Here is a 17,928-nt window from a genome sequence, read left to right on the forward strand (position 1 = left end):
GCAAGCCTGACAGCTTTAAGTTGAAGCGTCAACTTAAGGCTGCATCACGCGCCTCTCAATGCGGCCTCGACCATAGTCAGTATCTCGTCATCCGAATATCCGAGCGCACGCACATCTTTCACGAAAGCCGTCGCCGCCTGCTCCGCCTGCGCTCGTACCGGATCACTTCCCGACGCAATGAAGGTGCCCTGCTTCCCGCGGGTCTCGATCACCCCCTGCTCGCCGAGCACCCGATACGCTTTTGCGACGGTATTCGCCGCCAAACCCAGGTCCGTTGCCAGCGCCCGAACCGTGGGAATCTTGGCCCCCGCTATCAGCCCCCCGGTCTGTACCTGTTCGATAATCTGTTGGCGTAGTTGGTCGTACGGCGCCACGGAAGAACCGTGGTCGATCACGATACCGGTCATCACAAGGCATCAACCGCGTCGCGAACAAGATCGGAGCCGGACGTCAGAACCAACGTCTTGCCGACACTCGCGGGCGCATCGATCAACGCCTCGATCACCGCCGCTACATCAGCCCTACTGACCGATCCACGCGCAACCGGAGGCTCGGCCAGAGTTACCTCACCGATCGGATCGTCATCGGTGAGAAGCCCCGGACGAATGATCGTCCACTCCAAGCCCGTGCGAGAACGCAGATCGTCCTCGGCGGCCGTCTTGGCTTCGAGGTACGCGGCAAAAACCTCGTCGGTCCCCTCCGCAACCGGTTCGCCGGCGCCCATCGCACTGATCTGGATGAAACGACGAACACCCGCTTTTTCCGCCGCGTCGGCAAGCCGTACCGCTGCCGCCCGATCGACTGTGTCCTTACGCGCAATTCCACTCCCCGGACCGGCTCCCGCCGCAAAAACTGCAACATCGCACCCGGCCAGCACCTTCGCGAGTTCGTCGACGGTAGCCGTTTCCAGGTCGATCACTACAGGAAATGCCCCCAACGTTCGGACCGCACCCTCGTGATCCGGATTGCGGATCAGCGCAACCGGCCGATCACCATGTCCGGCCAGCAAGAATATGAGGTGCTGCGCGATCTTGCCGTGACCTCCGGCAATCGCCACTCGCCGTTCGTCGACACTTCGATGTTCCGTCATCATCCACTCCTCGTACGTCGGTACTTCAGTCCAGCGCACCGGAAGGGGCCGTTTGTTCCCACTTCCCGACCGGGCAGCTGATCACGCCAGGCACAATGACGACCATGGCCTCTGCAACGATCTTCCACAATCAACGGTGCAACACCTCACGAACTGTTCTCGCCCGGCTACGTGAACACGACATCGAACCGACCGTCGTCATGTACCTCGATACACCGCCTACCCGTTCGGAACTGGAAAAACTCCTCTCCGACGCCGGCCTCACTCCCAGCCAGGCAGTTCGTAAGCGTGAATCGCAGTACAAGGAACTCGGGCTCGCCGACGCATCCGAGTCCAAGATCCTCGACGCCATGATCGAACACCCGATTCTCATCGAACGCCCCTTTGTCGTCACTGACAAGGGCACTGTCCTCGCCCGCCCGGCAGACAAGGTCGAAGAAATCCTCTAGGCATCACAACGGATCGCGGGCGATCGGACAGGACATGCACCGGGGGCCACCCCGGCCGGATCCCAGTTCCGACCCCGCGATCCGAAGCACCTCGATACCCGACGCCTCCAGCCGCGCATTGGTCTCGACATTGCGCTCGTATGCGACCACCACACCGGGTTCAATTGCCAGAGTGTTGTTTCCGTCGTCCCACTGCTCACGTTCGGCAGTCACCGTGTCCAATCCGGTGTCGATGACCCGCAGCTTCCCGATCCCCATCGCGTCGGCGGCAGCCTCGAGGAACGGGTCAGCACCTCGTATGCTGACGCCGTCATCCTCACGCCGAATAGTGAAGGCCGACAATGTGTTCTGAATCGCCGGATACATGACTACGGCGTCGGCCTCCACCATCGTGCACACCGTATCGAGATGCATCGACGCGCGGCGCTGCTCGATCGGCACCACCAACACCGTATGCGCCAAATCGTCGTCGAACACACTGCGCGCCAATGCTTCCGCCCCCGCCGGCGACGTCCGCTCACCCACACCGACGGCAATCACGCCCGGAGCGAGTAGCAGCACATCACCACCTTCGACCGGAGCGGTATGCGATTCGTACGCCCGCCGCACCCCCCGAAACCGAGGATGATGCGCATACACCAGATCGGTGATCGACGACTCCCGCGCCCGCGCAGACAACGCCAAGGACGTAATCACCACCCGCGGCCCGATCCAGAACGACGAATCACGCGTGAACAGCAGATTGGGCAGCGGATCGATCACAAAATCCCCGCCGTGGTGCATCCGCCGCACCAGCGACGTCGACGACGCGTCGATCGGGAGTTCGTCGAAAGTCATACCGGCGGTGAGGATGGACGACAACTCCGCCGGCGGCACACTGCGTAGGTACGACGACAGATGCTGCCCCAGCGAGTGCCCGATCTTCCGTGTGTCCACCGCAGCCGAGATTCCTTGAATCCGGGCCGCACCACTGACCGTCAAGGCTTCGGCGAGCAGGTCCGCAAGCAACAGAACCTCGACACCGTGCTCACGCAGCACCGACGCGAACTGATCGTGCTCGTCCTGCGCCCGATCAACCCACGGCAAACCGTCGAAAAGCAGTTGATCGTTGTTTCGCGGGGTGAGCCGCTTCAATTCGTCGCCGGGACGATGCAAGATGACCGAACGCAACCTACCTACCTCGGAGTCGACACCGAGCGAGACGGATCCAGAACCGTTCATGGATAAACAGTATTCCCGTCGGTGCGTAATCTGATGGCCGACACCAGTGAGAGGAACCACCATGACGGCACCACAGCGACCCGAGAACGAACACCGAGGGGTCGAGTTGTTGCGTGGACGCTGGGCCGGCACCGGTAGCGGACACTTTCCGACGATCGACGATTTCGAGTACTCCGAGGAAATCGTCTTCGCTCCGACCCCCAAACCGTTCCTGACGTACAGCTCACGCACACGTGGCTTGCCCGACGGCCGCCCACTTCACATGGAATCTGGATACCTGCGCCCGGTCCCCGGCAACAAGCTCGAGTTGCTGATCACCCAGCCGACCGGTTTTGTGGAGATCCACCGCGGCAGCATCGACGCCGAGGGCACTCTTGCCTTCACACTGTTGACACTTGCGGCGTCACCGGATTCCAAGCCCGTCACCGATGTGCGACGCGTAGTGCGGGTTCACGAAGACACACTGACGTACGACATCTGGATGGCACACGATCAGACACCGCTCACTCATCATCTGCATGCCGAGCTCCAGCGCGTCGACGATTAACGCTCTTTCACGGATTGAGTAGGAACGCTTCGACGGCGTCGTGATCGCGGCGCAACAGATCCTGAGCCATATTCTTCAACAGCCTTTCGATCTGGCCGCCTAGAACCGGAATCTTCACCTCTGCCCAGCCGTCGACGTTCAGCACGGAGCGAGCGTCGCCTGCTTCGGCCAATTCCAGGTCGACCTCGATACGAATAGGCAATCCGTGCGCTCTCCCGGTCACCGATCCGACCGCCCGGCCGTCGGATAGCGGACCCCACCGATCGGCTCGCTCGACACCGAGGCGGTCCGGAACCAGCTTTGCAACCAACCCCGGCAGTGCCGACGATTCGAGCTCGTCGGTTAGCGACACCGCTATCGCTCCGCCTCCGTCTTCGATAACTGCCTTGGAATACAGGTCGCCAAGTCTGATCATCCAATACCGAGTATCTGTCAATGCCGCATGAACCTTCTCGGCCGGAAAGTTGAATTCGATACCAAATCGAAAACTCTTTGACATTTGGTGACCTTGGTCCCTATGCGAGTTGGCACTGGTTCTGAAATGCAGCTAATTACGAGCGCGGTAACAGCTTGGCGAACTGGTCATTCGCTTTCTGCATAACAAATTCATAGGGCGGAGAGAACTTACGAGCCCACCAATAACCGAACCTGATGTCATTGGATGTATAGACCAGATATCGATTCTTCTCGATACCGGAGACAATGCACTCCGCCACTTTCTCCGGCGAAACCGCACGCTTCTCGAAGCGATGCACCAATGACTTGACTCGCGGGTCGTCCCGATCGATGCCCGCGATGTCGACGGTGCCCACCAATGGAGTCTTCACCCCACCCGGAACAACGAGGCTCACACCGATGCCGTGACGCTTCAGATCGAACCGAAGTACCTCCGAAACGCCTCGTAGCCCGAACTTGCTGGCGCTGTATGCCGCATGCCAGGGCAGAGCCAGCAGGCCGGCGGCCGACGAGACATTGACCAGATGACCGCCCTTTCCGGCGCGGATCATCGGCGGAATGAACGTCTCCATGACATGAATGGGACCCATGAGATTGACGTCCACCATTGATCGCCAGTGACGATGCTCGAGGTTCTCGATTGTTCCCCAGGCCGATATGCCTGCAATGTTCATCACGACATCCATCGATCCGAACTGCTCGGCCACTTCTGCGCCGAATTTGGAAACGGCGTCGTAATCGGAAACATCGAATGCCTCCGCCACACTGACGGTACCGCCGGCCGAGGACACCATTTCGACGGTCTCATCAAGACCGGAACCGTTGATATCCGTGAGAAACAACTCTGCCCCGCCAGCGCCCGCCGCAATCGCTGTAGCTCGACCGATACCGCTACCCGCACCCGTGATCAGGCACTTCTTTCCATCGAGCGACCTTATCGACATGGCTTTACACTCCCCCGCGGTAGCACTGTGGACATGCAGGGAAGTGTACGCACGCAGCATCTACCGGCAGGGGTTATGTCCGCTTCATTCCAAGCCGAAGTTCTCGGCCCAGCTGCGCTACAGGCGTTGCGCCATCTGATCCTGGTAGTCACGCATGGTGCGCTCGATTTCGTCTGCCGCGTCGCGGTCTCCACGCTTGCGCGCATCGAGGGCACGATCCTGGAGCGCGCGAATCGCCCGGCGTAACTCTTCGTCACTCATGATGTGTTTCATGTCACAATCTTGCGCCAACTATCAGGCCATGGCTAGTGGCGAACGTCGTTACGACGAGCCACAGACACCCCGTATCCGACAAACTTCGTGCCACATTTGAGCAAATCGGGGCAAAGGTCCCGACAATACGCACTCCAGAGGTGAACTGGAGTCGACCGAGGCCTGAACTGCGATTATTCACACAGTAAGAACCACCAAAACCGGGTTAACGTATAGCTACTGCAGGCAAAACGGGTAAACGGTTCGTTATGGTGACAATATGCAGCACTGCGGTAGGTCTCTACTGCCCACATAATTGGTCCTATTGCGATATCGAGCGGCCCGAAATTACCCGCGAACTCGACGGAAGCATCCCCCGAGTTCCCATAAATACCGAACTCAACCCTGCACCCAAAGCCCACCGAATGGACTACAGCGAGCTACCAATCGGTTATCCGCGTGATATCGTGGGATTCGCTGAACGAACAATCGCTGATAGAGAGGATTACGGGGCGGTTCACAATGGCTGACTTTGCAGAACGACTGAACAAACTGTTCGACAGTGTCCATCCTCCCGGGCGCAAGCCCCACACCAACGCCGAGGTCGCCTCCGCGTTGATCGAGGACGGCCACCAGATCTCCAAGCCGTACATCTCACAGCTCCGCTCGGGACAACGCACCAACCCGTCGGACGAGACTGTCGCTGCTTTTGCGCGCTTCTTCAAGGTGAAGCCCGACTACTTCTTCAACGACATCTACGCCGCGAAGATCGATCACGACCTCGAACTGCTCGCACAGCTCCAGGGTTACGGTCTGCGTCGATTGTCGAGCCGAGCGTTCGATCTGTCGGAAGAGTCGCAGAACCTTCTCACGACTATGGCCGAAAAGCTCCGTGCAAGCGAAGGACTACCCGAAGTCCCACCAGACGCGTCACGTTGACGCGAGGCTAGGGCTGTCCCTAGACGACACTGAGCAGGTCGATCGACACCTATCGGCCTGCTTTTGTCGTATTCGGCTGGGCTTCGAACTTTTCGTAGTCCCTAGCCAGAACCAAGACCCATCTCCTGGCGGACATACCGTCAGGAGGCGCAATCCAACGGGTATCGAGAACATCTGATTCCAGTGGATTCACAATCCACTCCGTCAATATCTCGGAATGCGTGGCGAGCGACCTCGGCGGCTCCCTTCCACCGACGTCGAACAACCCGGCACCTGCCTGGATGTACATGGCGTCCATGATCTGCGCGATCATGTCCGACGCCTTGAGCACTGTTGTAGTTGCCGCACTGTCGACATCCACAACCTCCGGGAATCGCTTCACCAGCAGACCGTGTATGCCCCCTAAACGCTTCAGGTCCAAGCGCGCTCGAACCCATGTCTCGGTCAACATCCACGTGATGCCCAGCGCGATCAGCAACCCCGCCACCGATACGAATTGCACGCCGGCGCCGGACCAGATCCCCGACTCGAGTGCGTTCGCCCCACGCACCGACTCGACCAGCATGACCACGACAACAATCAGCAGAATCATCGAACCCACGACGATGAGTCCGATTCCGCGGCCCAACGGCGCCCACGCAACGTGCCGCAGTCCGGTCGAGATAACCAACGCCAGCGCGACAACCACAAAGAGCAAAGCCGGCATCGGATAACCGACGCCCACGGAAATCGACACAAGCAAGCCGACCGTATACAACACGATTGCCACGACGCGCATCGCAGAACGCGTCATCACAGGCCACGCAGACACCGCGCCAACCGCGCTTGCTGCCGACAAGAACACCCACAACACGACAACAACCATCGCTGAAAAGTGCTGATCAGGCGCAATTCTGTCCACGATGTCCCACACCCCGGGGACAAGCACCGTAGCCATCAACGCAACACCGAATCCGGCGATAACCATGGCCGTACGCAGCGGCGTGGCAACTCGCGCCACCACGCGCCCAAGCCTTGCACCTGCTGCGATCCACACCACCAAGGCAATTGCCCAAGCGATCATCCGATCGCCTCGTCGTACCGCAGCACCGACAACGGGGTCCCACGACCGCTCATCGTCTTCAACCTCATCAACAGCATCGACGCAAAGGTCTCCGCTTCCCACTCTGCAAGGTCATCCATCGGCACCGGCTCGTTGCGGCGCAGCGATCGCTGGCTGAGCATGTACGCGATCAGATCATCGCTGGCTTCCAACGTCGCCTCCGCGATCTCCGCCCCTTCATGCCGAAACACGATGTGCCCCAACTCATGTGCAAGAGTTCGCTCGACATTGGGTAAGCCCGGTGCCAGAACGATAACGTCATGATCGTCGAACGCGCGCCGTTGACCGCACACACCCGTCGCCAACGGAGTCTGCAGATCGATCTCGATCGGCCGCTCACGCTCGAGCGCCACAGCCTCCACCACCGTCAACAAATTCACCGCCTCCGACGACGCAGCAGCATCACACACCGCGTCCACCGCAGCAAGAACTCGACGATGCGAACGCCTGTTTGTCGGCACTGTCCTACACACCTCTTCCTGATCGGGGTGCCAGGAACTCAGCCCGCGCCGCTGCCAATCGAGCCTTCTGCATCGAAGCGCCCCTGAACGTCAATGCGCCTGCACCCGCCGCAACCAACGTCATTCCCGCGAGGCCACCTACCACCGCAGCAGCATTCTGAATTGGTGGCAATCCTGAGGTGAAGACCACCGGGAAAGCTTGCGGGTCGTCACTTTGTGCCGAAGCCGAGGAATTCGGGCCATCCGTTTGCACCGCAGCAGCGATCGGTGCCGGTGCAGCCAAGATTTGAGGTGCTGCCGGTGTGGCGGCGCCGCCTACGCCGCCGGACGGCCCGGACACCGGCGACCCACTTTCGGCGGACGGGCCCTGAGGATTTTCCGGTCCGGCCGGAGCCGCCGCCACCGAAGTTTCGCTGGACTGTTCTGAACTTGTAGTTGCCTCAGCACTTGTCGACACCTCAGTCGAATTGCTCGGCTCCCCGGGTTCCGTCGAGTCTGTCGTCGTTACGACCGGATCGGTAGTCGTGGTCGTCACTTCTGGATCAGTAGTCGTCGTTACGACCGGATCGGTAGTCGTCGTTACGACCGGATCGGTAGTCGTCGTCACTTCCGGATCAGTGGTCGTGGTCGTCACTTCCGGATCAGTGGTCGTGGTCGTCACTTCCGGATCAGTGGTCGTGGTCGTCACTTCCGGATCAGTGGTCGTGGTCGTCACTTCCGGATCAGTGGTCGTGGTCGTCACTTCCGGATCAGTGGTCGTGGTCGTCACTTCCGGATCAGTGGTCGTCGTTACGACCGGATCAGTAGTCGTGGTCGGGACCTCTGGTTCAGTCGGGTCCGTCGTCGTTACTTCCGGATCAGTGGTCGTCGTCATAACGGGATCGGTCGTCGTGGTCACGACTGGACTCGTCGTCGTGCAGTGGTGGTGGCAACCACCGCATCCGTTGCCCCAACCATTGCCGTTGCCGTTGTTGCCGCACCCGTTGCCGCACCCGTTGCCCCAACCATTGCCGTTATTGCCGCAGCCGTTATTGCCGTTGCCGTTATTGCCGTGTTTATCCAAGGCATCAGCACTGGGAATGTCGGTGGCGTCGGTGACGGTGGTGTCAGCGCTGTCATCGCTGTTTTCACCTGCACCGGGTTGAGCCGAAACGACAGTCGGAAATACAGAAATAGCGAGGAACCCCACACCCGTCAGGCACAAGACAGCTACAAGCGCCATGACTAGCCGTCGTGGCTGGCTCATCAAATTCCTCCCGACAAAAACGTTCTAGCTGCATGCACAGGCGCAGCGACACAGTGAGATTATCGTCGCGACGTCACGGTCGTTACATGTCCAGAAAATAACTGGCCCACCAAGGATCATGCCTCAACCGGTTCGAAACCGGGTTCGGTGGGCCCCAGCGGCTGTATGAAACTGCACACACCCGCACATTCTTCGCGAGTCGCGGCGATTTGTCGACCGACCGGTCTGTAACAAAACAGGTCCCTCAGCGCTAGCTGAAGGACCTGATCGGTAACTGATTACTGGGTGGAACTGATTACTGGATGGAGCTGATTACGTGGTGGAGCTGAGGGGAATCGAACCCCTGACCTCTTCGATGCGAACGAAGCGCGCTACCAACTGCGCCACAGCCCCTTGCCACCGCCCGAAAGCGTGTGCTCGGCAACTCTAGCAGGACCGAAGTCCGAGCCTCGAGTTACCCGCCTCCGAAACGATGAACGTTTTACTGACCCGATGCGCGTCGCATTTCCGACTGCATCGGCACTTCCTCGTAGTGATCGAGGTGGTCGAACGCCGGGTCTCCGTCGTCAACTTCCAGGACTACTGCGCCCGGTCGGCGCAGACGAGAAGGAATCAGGCGCAATTCCTCGTCTGTGTGTGATTCGACGCCCAGACGTGAACGGTTGAGCCGTTCAGTGCGACGGCGGCGAATTTCCTGCTCGATGCGCACTTGCCGGCGCAGATATGCCAAGTAGCCGACGAGACCGGCAAACGACAAGGCACAGAGCCACCACACCAGGGGCGAGACGATCAGCGCGAGTGCACCGGCCATGATCGAGACGAAGGCAAGTCCGAGAAGGGTGCGCTGGCGAAACGTGTAGCGCGCTTCTCGGGCGACGGCATCGGCTTCGGGATCGAATCCACCGCGGCCGCGTCGGACGGGCACGAACTCCCTGACCGGGGCACGGCCACCGCTGTAGTCGCTGTCTTCTGCGTGAGTGTCCATCTGGTCCTCCGCGTCGTAGCTGCTGCGCACTGGTTCTGGTTGCCAGTTCGGATCGCTTCGATGTCCGGCTGCCGGTCCGCGTCGCACAGGATTGCTGTCGCCGCGGTGAAGTACGCGAGTCGCAAGAGCCGCTTCGCTGGTCTGACGGATCCGGGGGCGCTTGTTCACGAGCATGGGCACGAGCACGAACAACCAGACGGCCACGAGCCCGATCCACACGAATGAACTAGGCATGCCGCGACCTCCTCCCGATCACCTACCAGCACCTATGCCAGCCGTTGATGAATCAAGGTTAACGGCCGACCGGCTCGCATCGTTGCCGACGCGCCGAACCCCACCTTACTCATGTGTCACACGCGTACCGAACCGAACTGACCGATCCGCCGGAATTTGTCGGAGGAAGAGTTGAACTCGCAATGACCCGGCCTAGCAATTTTGATGACAATTCGGGCGGTAACTACCTTTTAACTAGGGACTTCATACCCAAGACGCACGACCGGAGCGCACAAGCCGATCCACAACTGTGGTGGGAATCTCTTCAATCGTCATCCCCACAAGCACATGATCGCGCCACTGCCCGTCGACGTCGAGGTACCGGCGTAGGAGTCCCTCTTCACGGAAGCCGACGTTGTGGAGCACGGCGCGCGAGGACGAATTCTCCGGACGAACAGTTGCCTCGACACGATGCAATCCCACCTGCGAGAAGGCATGGTCCAACGTGAGCGCCACCGCAGCTGTCGCCACACCACCACCCGTGACATCCGACGCAACCCAATAACCCACCCAAGCGGAACGCAACGCGCCGCGAACGATGTTGCCGATGGTGATCTGCCCGCAGTAATTGCCGTCCAGCTCGATCACCCACGGAAGTATCCGGCCTTTGCGCGCCTCGGATCGAAGACTTCCGCACAACGACGGCCACACGGTGATGTGATGCCGGGCATCCCACGGCGATTCACCGGTCGGTTCCCACGGCTCGAGATGCTCTCTATCCCGAATGCGCAATCTGCTCCACGCGGACGCGTCGCGCAACCGAATCGGCCGGACGGTGACCACACCGGCAGCCACACGAATCGGGCCCAGCTTCTCGGGCCATCCGGGATGGACTGACATCACACCTCATTCGGTTGGAAAGTCGAAGCGGCGCACCGGAAGTGAGCCAGCCGTGACTCAGCCACGTTGGGCGAGAAATGCGACGTCGACTTCTTCACCGATCTGCACTTCGGTGACATCCCGGTCGACGAGTACCAGGCAATTTGCTTCGGCCAACGTCGCCAACAGGTGGGACGACGCGCCCGCGGCGCCACCGAGAGCCTGGACCAGGTACTCCCCCGTTGCCTCGTCGCGCATCAACTGCCCACGAAGGAATCCTTTACGGTCCGCGATCGACGTAATCGTTCCCACCGTTCGGGCCTTCACGATGCGACGCATCGGCTGGCGACGACCGAGCGCGATCCGGATGAGCGGCCTGACCATGACCTCGAACACCACGAGCGCACTGACCGGATTCGACGGGAGCAGGAAGGTCGGTACCTCGTCACGCCCGAGCTGACCGAACCCTTGAACTGATCCCGGATGCATCGCGACCCGCTCGACCTCGAGCGTTCCCAGTTCGGACAGCGCATCGCGGACCTCGTCGGACGCTCCACCGCCGACAGCTCCCGCGATGACCACGATCTCGGATCGGATCAATTGCCCCTCGACAACCTCTCGCAACCGGCGAGCATCCGATCCGGAAATGCCAACCCGGTTGACGTCGGCTCCGGCGTCACGAGCAGCCGCAGCCAGGGCATACGAATTCACGTCGTAAACCTGGCCGGGTCCCGGAGTTCGGTCGATGTCGACCAGCTCGCCCCCGACGCTGATGACCGATAGCCGCGGACGCGGATGCACCAGAACTTTGTCACGGCCCACTGCCGCGAGAAGTCCGACCTGGGCAGCGCCGATGATGGTTCCCGCCCGAACAGCGACATCGCCCGGTTGCACGTCGTCACCCGCGCGTCGTACGTAGTCTCCTGAGCGCACCGGCGCAAAGACTCGCACGCGGGCGCGGCCACCGTCGGTCTGCTCCAGCGGGAGAACCGCATCGGCCAACGTGGGCAGCGGCGCGCCTGTGTCGACGCGCACAGCTTGCCGTGGCTGTAGCCGGATCGGCTGACGCGAACCGGCCGTGACCTCACCGACGACAGGCAGGCTCAAGTCGATCGGCTCGCCGTCCTCGCCACGCAGATCCGTGCCGGCACCCGCAACATCGACGCTACGGACTGCGTATCCGTCGATGGCAGCCTGATCGAACCCTGGCAGCGGCCGCTCGGTGACCACTTCCTCGGCACAGAGCAACCCCTGTGCCTCCGAAATGGCGACACGAACCGGCCGGGGCGCAACTGCAGCGGCTGTGACCCTGGTCTGCTGCTCCTCAACCGACCGCATATGGACTGCGTCCTCCTACTTTGTCGCGAAACTCGTGTTACCCGCAGCCCATGATGCCTTGCCACACGATTGGCCGGTCATCTCGATCCTGCGTCAACTGCTGTGCGGAGATGTCCGAACTATCCCTATCGTTCGAGACGAGCAACCAACCACTCTCGTAATGACGGGCCGTAGTCATCCATGTCCAGTGCGAAGTCAACCGCAGCGCGGAGGTAACCGCCGGGATTTCCGAGGTCGTGTCGAGTACCGCGATGAACGACGACATGCACGGGGTGGCCTTCGGAGATGAGAAGCGCGATGGCGTCGGTCAGCTGTAATTCACCACCGGTTCCGGGCTTGATGCGTCGCAGTGCGTCGAAAATGGCGCGATCGAGCAGGTATCGACCAGCGGCAGCAAACGTGGACGGCGCATCCTCCATAGCCGGCTTCTCGACCATCCCGATGACCTTGAGCACGTCGGGGTTGGTGGCGTCCGGCACGATTTCGACGTCGAAGACGCCGTATGCGCTGACTTTGTCCTTGGGAACTTCGATGGCGCACAAAACCGAACCGCCGCGCTTGGCGCGTACCTTGGCCATGGTTTCGAGCACACCTCTAGGCAACACGAGATCGTCGGGCAGAAGAACCGCGATCGCATCCTCGTCGTCGTCGAGGACAGCCTCGGCGCAACCGACCGCGTGCCCCAAACCGAGTGGCTGATCCTGGATCACGGAGTCGACTTCGAGGAGTCCGGGTGCCTTACGCACCTTGGCCAGTAGAGCGAGCTTTCCACTCGCTTCCAGCTTGCTTTCGAGGACAAGATCCTCGACAAAATGCGCGACAACCCCGTCTTTGCCGGGCGAGGTCACGATGACCAGGCGCTCAGCGCCGGAATCGGCGGCCTCCCCGGCAACCAGTTCGATACCCGGTGTGTCGACGACCGGCAGCAATTCCTTGGGAACGGTCTTGGTGGCCGGCAGGAAGCGGGTACCCAATCCGGCAGCAGGAACCACGGCCGTACGAAAGGCCTTCTTGTTGCTAGCGACCACGTCTGTCATGCCAACACCCTAACGGCAGCTTGTTACCCGATGGTCAGCACGATGCATATCGTGAAGTGGTGGAACCTCGAGAAAAAGAGCAATGGCGACAAACAGTGCTGGCCGGGCGGCGTGCGATATCGGAGCAAACTCGGAGCACCGAATCGTCGGCACTCACGGCACACTCGCTTGATCTGACAATCCCGGGGACGACTGTCTGCGCCTACGTTCCGACCAGGACCGAACCTGGAACCACTGACCTGCTGGACGCGCTGGCAGCCGTCGCAGATCGCGTTCTCCTGCCGATCACCGGCGCACCCGGCCCGCTGTCCTGGGTCGAGTACACAGGTGTCGACGCACTTCGCCCCGCTGCGTACGGGCTACGGGAACCCGTCGGACCGGTACTACCACCGGAAACGATCGCGCTCGCCCACACTGTCTTCGTCCCGGCCCTCGCCGTGGATCGCCGAGGCACTCGGCTGGGACGCGGCGCCGGGTACTACGACCGCACGCTGGGATTGGCGTCGCCGACTGCCAGGCTCGTCGCGGTAGTTCGCGACTCGGAGCTCGTCGAACAGCTCCCCGCAGATCCGCACGACATTCCGATGGGCTGGGCGCTGACCCCGACTGCGGGTTGGACCCGACTGGACCGATGAGGCGGCCGCCACCATTTCTCGCGCAGTGGGAATAGACACGTAATTAGCGCTGTTGGCACTGTCACTTGTAGAGTGCTAAGGGCTGCGGTGTCAGAACTGGCTCGACAGCACTCGCCAGCCCTGATGAAGCACTTAGATCACAATGCGGAGGAAGCCCGGTGCCTACCTACTCATACGCATGTACGGAATGTGACAACCGTTTCGACATCGTCCAGTCGTTCAGCGAAGATTCGCTGACGGTCTGCCCAGCCTGCTCCGGCAAGCTCCGCAAGCTGTTCAACTCGGTGGGCATCGTGTTCAAGGGCAGCGGTTTCTACCGCACCGACAGCCGAGGTGGCTCCAGCACGGCCAGCGAACCCGCCAAGAGCGATTCCGCTCCGGCCGCAAAGTCCGAGTCGTCGACCAAGTCCGAGTCGTCCTCTTCGTCGACCAGCACTCCGGCTCCGGCAAAGGCTGCAGCCAGCTAGTTCGAGCACGACTTTCTCCACAACCGCGAGGTTGTCCACAGGCAGATAACGGTAGGGCCGAAAAGCACGCTTTCGGCCCTACCGTTCGTCTATGCCACCACCATCACCGTCCGGGCTGTTCCGCGCACGATCTCGGAGTCACGGCCGATCCAGACCGCAGAATTTCGGTGAAGTCGACCTCACGCCCAGCGTCGTCGACCGCTTGGTTGCGATTGCAAAGCCCAACCGCGCACGAGGCTCGGCAGTTCGAAAAATCGCCGCACTCACTCTTGCCGTGCTCGGAATAGCGCTGCTGTTTCGCGGCGATCCTGACTCCGATACCGTCCGGGTTGTCACCGCGGCCCGCGATGTCGCTCCCGGACAACTTGTCACCGACGACGACCTCGGAATCAGCGAGTTCTCTGCCGATCACCTTCCCGACGGGACGCTTACCGAGTTCGCCGACGTTGTGGGCAGCACCGTCGCCGGGCCTGTTCGCCGCGGAGAAATCGTCACAGACGTCCGAGTTCTCGGGTCGCGTCTGGCCCGTGAGTCCACGGGAACCGACGACGCGCGAATTGTCCCGGTCCGGCTAGCGGATGCCGCAGTTTCGGACATTGTCCGTAGCGGCGACATTGTCGATGTGCTCACAGTTGAGCCCGACACTCCGAACGAGCAGACAAACGACAACAAACCCACGATTCTTGCGTCGGGCGCCGTTGTTGTCATGGTCACCGCTGCGGAAAGTACACGTAACCAGCAAGAACAGGTGATCATGCTGGCATTGCCCACCGAGGCGGCTACTCGCGTCGCGGCCGCATCACTGGTCAACGCCATCACCGTGACGTTCAAGTAAGCAAACACATTGATGCTTGCTCCTTTAGGATTTTTGCATTCGGCTCTCTCCAGAGAACCGACACGTTCATCTCACACACAATTCGGGGGACACCGAAATGCTCAAGGGATTCAAAGACTTCCTGCTCCGCGGAAACGTGCTCGACCTGGCCGTTGCAGTGGTCGTGGGCGCAGCGTTCACCGCGATCGTCACGGCCTTCACGTCGAACATCATCAACCCACTCATCGCCGCCATTGGTGGATCCGACGAATTGGGCTGGGGAAAGGAGATCATTGCCGGCAATCCCGAAACGTTCGTCAACATCGGTGCCGTGGTCACCGCGATCATCAACTTCGTCATCATCGCGGCAGTTGTCTACTTCGTGCTGATCGTTCCCGCGAACGCGGCCAAGAAGAAGTTCGTCACCGAACCCGAGGACAAGGAAGCCAGCGAAACCGATCTGCTCATCCAGATCCGCGACATCCTCGCTTCCGGTGTAACCGACCCCGACTCCGGCGCCCACGCCAAGAGCTTCGACTAGCGTCCACCTGACAGATCAGGCCCGCCCCGGACATTCCGGGACGGGCCTGATCTGTCTGATGCGTCAACCGCCGTGATGCGGCGGAACCTGCCTGCGTAACCACTCGTCATCCGACGAACCGGAAGGTCCTTGCGGGTCACGCTCGTCGGATGTCGTCTCCGGGAACACATCCCCGAAAATGCGCGCCAAAGCCTCTTTGTCGACAGGCTTCTTTTCTGCGCTCTGTTCGTCGGACAACTTCTACTCAGCCCTCGAGGCTGGACAGTTCGGCGATCACATGGCCCGCCAAAGCTGTCAACGTTGCCATGCCGTCACGGATCGCGGGGCGCGTCGACGCCAAATTGGCGACGACGGTGCTGCCCGAGACACCGACCAAGCCGCGGGACAAGCCCGCTTCGAGCGATCCTGCGGACAACCCGGACGCCCGCAGCGCCTCGGCGATTCCCGGGATCTCCCGATCGAGCACCTCAGCCGTCACGTCCGGTGTCACATCGCGCGGTGACACTCCGGTACCGCCGACCGAGATCACCAAGTCGACACCACCGATCACCGCGGTATTGAGAGCGTTCCGGATTTCCACCTCGTCGGCGGCAACTGCAACCGTCGCGTCGACGTGAAAACCTGCTTCGTTCAGCAGTTCCGTAACCAACGGACCGATGGAGTCGGTGGTATCACCGTGAGCAGTGCGATCATCGACGATGACAACCAGGGCGCGGCCGGCCGATGTGGCTTCGAGTTCCATGACTCCTACCGTAGTGCCGCGCCCCGAATCAGTTGCGGTCCGGCCGAAGATCGGGGTGATCGTCGGCCGGTCGCCAACTGTCACCGCCCACCTTGCGCCGGGGCGGTTCCCAGCGTGACGTCGACGGTCTTCTGCTGGCCACCGTCGGTGTACGTGATCGACACGGTGTCGCCGGGAGCATGTGACCGAACCGCCGCGATGAGCGAATCACCGTCTGCGACAACACGATCGTCGACCTTCGTGATGACGGCACCCTTCGGGATTCCGGCCTTGGCTGCCGGACCGTCAGCGGTGACGTCCATAACCGTCGCACCATCCGCGTTGTCCTGCGAGGGCACCGTCACGCCGATCATGGCCTGAGTGGCCTTGCCGGTTTCGATCAACTCGTTGGCAACACGCCTGGCCTGATCGATCGGGATGGCAAAGCCGAGTCCGATCGACCCACCCTGCGTGCCCGACGAGGCTCCCAGTGACGCGATGGCCGTGTTGATACCGATCAACTGTCCGTCCATGTTGACCAGTGCGCCACCCGAGTTACCCGGGTTGATGGCCGCGTCGGTCTGCAGGGCGTCGATAACCGTGTTCTGGTTGCCCGACTCGCCGCTGGTGGACACCGGTCGATTGAGCGCCGAGATGATGCCCTCGGTGACCGTTCCGGCCAGCCCCAACGGTGAACCGACTGCAACAACCTGCTGACCGACCACTACCTCGGCCGAATTGCCCAGGTCGATCGGCGTCAGATCATTGCGACCCTCGACCTTGATGACGGCGATATCGGAAACCGGATCGGCACCGACCAGGGTTGCCGATGCCTTGCTTCCGTCGGAGAACGACACACTCAACTGCGCACCGGAGGCGCCGGCAACGTGATTGTTGGTCAGGATGAGACCGTCGGAGGACAGAATCACGCCGGATCCTTCCCCGCCGGAGCCCTGAGCTGTGGCCACCTCGATCTGGACCACACTGGGCACGACCTTCTGAGCCACGGCCTGCACCGAACCGGCCGGTGCGTTGGACGTGTTGGTTGCTGTCGGCTTGGCAGCGTTGAGCGAATTGGTGACGGTTCCGCTGCCACCGTTGTTGTCCGCCACAATCGCGCCGACCGCACCGCCGACGCCGCCGCTGACGAGCACCAGTGCAAGCGCGCCGGCTACCAGTGCCATGCGCTTCGACTTCGGCTTGGCCGGTTCGGGATCAGCGTTGGGTCCGCGCAGCGCGGCGGGGATCGGTCCGCCGGGTCCGCCGGGTCCGGCAGCGCCACCTGGTCCGGCGGGGCCGGCCGGGCTCGCTGCACTCTGATAGGGCGACTGTTGCTGGTGAGCAGCCTCATGTGCGCCGTAGTGCTGCCCGAACGCCTGTGTGGGCTGCTGCCCGTAGCCCGGGGCCTGATGCTGCTGGGTCGGGTAAGGCTGCTGCTGCGTCGGGTAAGCCTGCGTGGGGTTCTGCTGGGCAGGATTATGCGGGGCAGGATTCTGCTGGGTCGGGTAAGCCTGCGTCGGCTGGGGCTCGTTGCCTGGCTGCTCGGGCCGGTCAGGCCCAGTGTTACGGTCCTCGGTCATCGGCTCGCTTT

Annotated in this window: 24 protein-coding genes and 1 tRNA gene; 8 read left to right on the top strand and 17 right to left on the bottom strand. The window is 61.4% G+C overall.

Annotated features, from left to right (window positions below; all coding sequences use genetic code 11):
- Positions 1–44: 44 nt before the first annotated feature.
- Both KYT97_RS29060 and KYT97_RS29065 read right to left on the bottom strand, forming a co-directional pair.
- On the bottom strand, positions 45–407 hold the full coding sequence (locus tag KYT97_RS29060; RefSeq protein ID WP_033234249.1) for a GntR family transcriptional regulator: 363 nt from the start codon (positions 405–407) through the stop codon (positions 45–47).
- Positions 407–1,090, bottom strand: a complete 684-nt coding sequence (locus KYT97_RS29065) for an SDR family oxidoreductase (protein WP_033234400.1) — start codon at positions 1,088–1,090, stop codon at positions 407–409. The genes KYT97_RS29060 and KYT97_RS29065 overlap by 1 nt, the downstream gene beginning before the upstream one ends.
- Positions 1,091–1,185: 95 nt before the next feature.
- Between KYT97_RS29065 and arsC the strand changes: the two genes are divergently transcribed.
- Complete coding sequence (gene arsC, locus KYT97_RS29070; RefSeq protein ID WP_033234248.1) at positions 1,186–1,539, top strand: arsenate reductase (glutaredoxin); 354 nt, start codon at positions 1,186–1,188, stop codon at positions 1,537–1,539.
- 3 nt (positions 1,540–1,542) lie between these two features.
- On the opposite strand, the gene arcA is transcribed toward arsC, so the two are convergent.
- Positions 1,543–2,760: an arginine deiminase gene (gene arcA, locus KYT97_RS29075; protein ID WP_033234247.1), complete on the bottom strand. Its 1,218-nt coding sequence runs from the start codon at positions 2,758–2,760 to the stop codon at positions 1,543–1,545.
- A gap of 61 nt (positions 2,761–2,821) precedes the next feature.
- Between arcA and KYT97_RS29080 the strand changes: the two genes are divergently transcribed.
- The gene (locus tag KYT97_RS29080) at positions 2,822–3,307 is read left to right on the top strand and encodes a heme-binding beta-barrel domain-containing protein (protein ID WP_045069243.1); all 486 of its coding nucleotides are present in this window, start codon (positions 2,822–2,824) and stop codon (positions 3,305–3,307) included.
- Between the two features lie 7 nt (positions 3,308–3,314).
- Here the strand turns inward: KYT97_RS29080 and KYT97_RS29085 are convergent, their stop codons facing one another.
- The 3 genes from KYT97_RS29085 to KYT97_RS29095 all read right to left on the bottom strand — a co-directional run bounded on the left by KYT97_RS29085 (position 3,315) and on the right by KYT97_RS29095 (position 4,980).
- Positions 3,315–3,806 (bottom strand): DUF2505 domain-containing protein, encoded by a 492-nt coding sequence (locus KYT97_RS29085; protein WP_219111436.1) that lies wholly within the window; start codon positions 3,804–3,806, stop codon positions 3,315–3,317.
- 52 nt (positions 3,807–3,858) lie between these two features.
- A complete protein-coding gene (locus KYT97_RS29090; protein WP_033234245.1) occupies positions 3,859–4,707 on the bottom strand; it encodes an SDR family oxidoreductase in 849 nt (282 codons plus the stop codon).
- A gap of 117 nt (positions 4,708–4,824) precedes the next feature.
- On the bottom strand, positions 4,825–4,980 hold the full coding sequence (locus tag KYT97_RS29095) for a hypothetical protein (protein ID WP_165826315.1): 156 nt from the start codon (positions 4,978–4,980) through the stop codon (positions 4,825–4,827).
- Positions 4,981–5,481: 501 nt separating this feature from the next.
- On the opposite strand from KYT97_RS29095, the gene KYT97_RS29100 reads away from it, so the two are divergent.
- Entirely contained in the window at positions 5,482–5,898 is a 417-nt protein-coding gene (locus tag KYT97_RS29100) for a helix-turn-helix domain-containing protein (RefSeq protein WP_033234244.1), read from the top strand.
- A gap of 49 nt (positions 5,899–5,947) precedes the next feature.
- On the opposite strand, the gene KYT97_RS29105 is transcribed toward KYT97_RS29100, so the two are convergent.
- Genes KYT97_RS29105 through KYT97_RS29115 form a run of 3 tightly spaced genes read right to left on the bottom strand, consistent with a single transcriptional unit; the run spans position 5,948 to position 8,359 of the window.
- Complete coding sequence (locus KYT97_RS29105; RefSeq protein WP_033234243.1) at positions 5,948–6,961, bottom strand: hypothetical protein; 1,014 nt, start codon at positions 6,959–6,961, stop codon at positions 5,948–5,950.
- Positions 6,958–7,419: an ImmA/IrrE family metallo-endopeptidase gene (locus tag KYT97_RS29110; RefSeq protein ID WP_045069236.1), complete on the bottom strand. Its 462-nt coding sequence runs from the start codon at positions 7,417–7,419 to the stop codon at positions 6,958–6,960. The genes KYT97_RS29105 and KYT97_RS29110 overlap by 4 nt, the downstream gene beginning before the upstream one ends.
- A gap of 46 nt (positions 7,420–7,465) precedes the next feature.
- A complete protein-coding gene (locus KYT97_RS29115; protein WP_219111437.1) occupies positions 7,466–8,359 on the bottom strand; it encodes a hypothetical protein in 894 nt (297 codons plus the stop codon).
- A 27-nt stretch (positions 8,360–8,386) separates the two neighbouring features.
- On the opposite strand from KYT97_RS29115, the gene KYT97_RS29120 reads away from it, so the two are divergent.
- A complete protein-coding gene (locus tag KYT97_RS29120; RefSeq protein ID WP_219111438.1) occupies positions 8,387–8,689 on the top strand; it encodes a hypothetical protein in 303 nt (100 codons plus the stop codon).
- Positions 8,690–9,024: 335 nt separating this feature from the next.
- Here the strand turns inward: KYT97_RS29120 and KYT97_RS29125 are convergent.
- From KYT97_RS29125 to KYT97_RS29145, 5 genes are all read right to left on the bottom strand, one after another.
- Positions 9,025–9,100, bottom strand: a tRNA-Ala gene (locus KYT97_RS29125).
- Between the two features lie 88 nt (positions 9,101–9,188).
- Complete coding sequence (gene sepX, locus KYT97_RS29130) at positions 9,189–9,926, bottom strand: divisome protein SepX/GlpR (RefSeq protein ID WP_033234241.1); 738 nt, start codon at positions 9,924–9,926, stop codon at positions 9,189–9,191.
- Between the two features lie 243 nt (positions 9,927–10,169).
- On the bottom strand, positions 10,170–10,805 hold the full coding sequence (locus tag KYT97_RS29135) for a GNAT family N-acetyltransferase (protein ID WP_033234240.1): 636 nt from the start codon (positions 10,803–10,805) through the stop codon (positions 10,170–10,172).
- Positions 10,806–10,862: 57 nt separating this feature from the next.
- Positions 10,863–12,122, bottom strand: a complete 1,260-nt coding sequence (gene glp / locus KYT97_RS29140) for a molybdotransferase-like divisome protein Glp (protein ID WP_033234239.1) — start codon at positions 12,120–12,122, stop codon at positions 10,863–10,865.
- A gap of 125 nt (positions 12,123–12,247) precedes the next feature.
- Positions 12,248–13,159, bottom strand: coding sequence for a UTP--glucose-1-phosphate uridylyltransferase (locus KYT97_RS29145; protein WP_033234238.1), 912 nt, complete (start codon positions 13,157–13,159; stop codon positions 12,248–12,250).
- Positions 13,160–13,218: 59 nt separating this feature from the next.
- On the opposite strand from KYT97_RS29145, the gene KYT97_RS29150 reads away from it, so the two are divergent.
- The 4 genes from KYT97_RS29150 to mscL all read left to right on the top strand — a co-directional run bounded on the left by KYT97_RS29150 (position 13,219) and on the right by mscL (position 15,616).
- Entirely contained in the window at positions 13,219–13,794 is a 576-nt protein-coding gene (locus KYT97_RS29150; RefSeq protein WP_033234237.1) for a 5-formyltetrahydrofolate cyclo-ligase, read from the top strand.
- Between the two features lie 158 nt (positions 13,795–13,952).
- Positions 13,953–14,261, top strand: a complete 309-nt coding sequence (locus KYT97_RS29155) for an FmdB family zinc ribbon protein (RefSeq protein WP_033234236.1) — start codon at positions 13,953–13,955, stop codon at positions 14,259–14,261.
- 91 nt (positions 14,262–14,352) lie between these two features.
- Positions 14,353–15,096 (top strand): SAF domain-containing protein, encoded by a 744-nt coding sequence (locus KYT97_RS29160; protein ID WP_033234235.1) that lies wholly within the window; start codon positions 14,353–14,355, stop codon positions 15,094–15,096.
- A 97-nt stretch (positions 15,097–15,193) separates the two neighbouring features.
- Complete coding sequence (gene mscL, locus KYT97_RS29165) at positions 15,194–15,616, top strand: large conductance mechanosensitive channel protein MscL (RefSeq protein WP_033234234.1); 423 nt, start codon at positions 15,194–15,196, stop codon at positions 15,614–15,616.
- A gap of 63 nt (positions 15,617–15,679) precedes the next feature.
- On the opposite strand, the gene KYT97_RS29170 is transcribed toward mscL, so the two are convergent.
- From KYT97_RS29170 to KYT97_RS29180, 3 genes are all read right to left on the bottom strand, one after another.
- Positions 15,680–15,853: a hypothetical protein gene (locus KYT97_RS29170; protein WP_175393619.1), complete on the bottom strand. Its 174-nt coding sequence runs from the start codon at positions 15,851–15,853 to the stop codon at positions 15,680–15,682.
- A 7-nt stretch (positions 15,854–15,860) separates the two neighbouring features.
- Positions 15,861–16,358, bottom strand: a complete 498-nt coding sequence (locus KYT97_RS29175) for a MogA/MoaB family molybdenum cofactor biosynthesis protein (RefSeq protein WP_179300869.1) — start codon at positions 16,356–16,358, stop codon at positions 15,861–15,863.
- An 80-nt stretch (positions 16,359–16,438) separates the two neighbouring features.
- Positions 16,439–17,917: a S1C family serine protease gene (locus KYT97_RS29180; protein ID WP_219111439.1), complete on the bottom strand. Its 1,479-nt coding sequence runs from the start codon at positions 17,915–17,917 to the stop codon at positions 16,439–16,441.
- Positions 17,918–17,928 lie beyond the last annotated feature (11 nt).

Origin of the sequence: Rhodococcus globerulus (genome assembly GCF_019334125.1) — a bacterium.
Taxonomy (GTDB): domain Bacteria; phylum Actinomycetota; class Actinomycetes; order Mycobacteriales; family Mycobacteriaceae; genus Rhodococcus_F; species Rhodococcus_F globerula.

Bases quoted from the DNA above. Each gene is read 5' to 3' on its own strand.
- KYT97_RS29180 (WP_219111439.1), bottom strand. From the start codon at position 17,917: ATGACCGAGGACCGTAACACTGGGCCTGACCGGCCCGAGCAGCCAGGC.
- KYT97_RS29080 (WP_045069243.1), top strand. From the start codon at position 2,822: ATGACGGCACCACAGCGACCCGAGAACGAACACCGAGGGGTCGAGTTG.
- KYT97_RS29060 (WP_033234249.1), bottom strand. From the start codon at position 407: ATGACCGGTATCGTGATCGACCACGGTTCTTCCGTGGCGCCGTACGAC.
- mscL (WP_033234234.1), top strand. From the start codon at position 15,194: ATGCTCAAGGGATTCAAAGACTTCCTGCTCCGCGGAAACGTGCTCGAC.
- arcA (WP_033234247.1), bottom strand. From the start codon at position 2,760: ATGAACGGTTCTGGATCCGTCTCGCTCGGTGTCGACTCCGAGGTAGGT.
- KYT97_RS29090 (WP_033234245.1), bottom strand. From the start codon at position 4,707: ATGTCGATAAGGTCGCTCGATGGAAAGAAGTGCCTGATCACGGGTGCG.
- KYT97_RS29105 (WP_033234243.1), bottom strand. From the start codon at position 6,961: ATGATCGCTTGGGCAATTGCCTTGGTGGTGTGGATCGCAGCAGGTGCA.
- KYT97_RS29100 (WP_033234244.1), top strand. From the start codon at position 5,482: ATGGCTGACTTTGCAGAACGACTGAACAAACTGTTCGACAGTGTCCAT.
- KYT97_RS29145 (WP_033234238.1), bottom strand. From the start codon at position 13,159: ATGACAGACGTGGTCGCTAGCAACAAGAAGGCCTTTCGTACGGCCGTG.
- sepX (WP_033234241.1), bottom strand. From the start codon at position 9,926: ATGCCTAGTTCATTCGTGTGGATCGGGCTCGTGGCCGTCTGGTTGTTC.
- KYT97_RS29175 (WP_179300869.1), bottom strand. From the start codon at position 16,358: ATGGAACTCGAAGCCACATCGGCCGGCCGCGCCCTGGTTGTCATCGTC.
- KYT97_RS29160 (WP_033234235.1), top strand. From the start codon at position 14,353: ATGCCACCACCATCACCGTCCGGGCTGTTCCGCGCACGATCTCGGAGT.
- KYT97_RS29095 (WP_165826315.1), bottom strand. From the start codon at position 4,980: ATGAAACACATCATGAGTGACGAAGAGTTACGCCGGGCGATTCGCGCG.
- glp (WP_033234239.1), bottom strand. From the start codon at position 12,122: ATGCGGTCGGTTGAGGAGCAGCAGACCAGGGTCACAGCCGCTGCAGTT.
- KYT97_RS29085 (WP_219111436.1), bottom strand. From the start codon at position 3,806: ATGTCAAAGAGTTTTCGATTTGGTATCGAATTCAACTTTCCGGCCGAG.
- KYT97_RS29135 (WP_033234240.1), bottom strand. From the start codon at position 10,805: ATGTCAGTCCATCCCGGATGGCCCGAGAAGCTGGGCCCGATTCGTGTG.
- arsC (WP_033234248.1), top strand. From the start codon at position 1,186: ATGACGACCATGGCCTCTGCAACGATCTTCCACAATCAACGGTGCAAC.
- KYT97_RS29065 (WP_033234400.1), bottom strand. From the start codon at position 1,090: ATGACGGAACATCGAAGTGTCGACGAACGGCGAGTGGCGATTGCCGGA.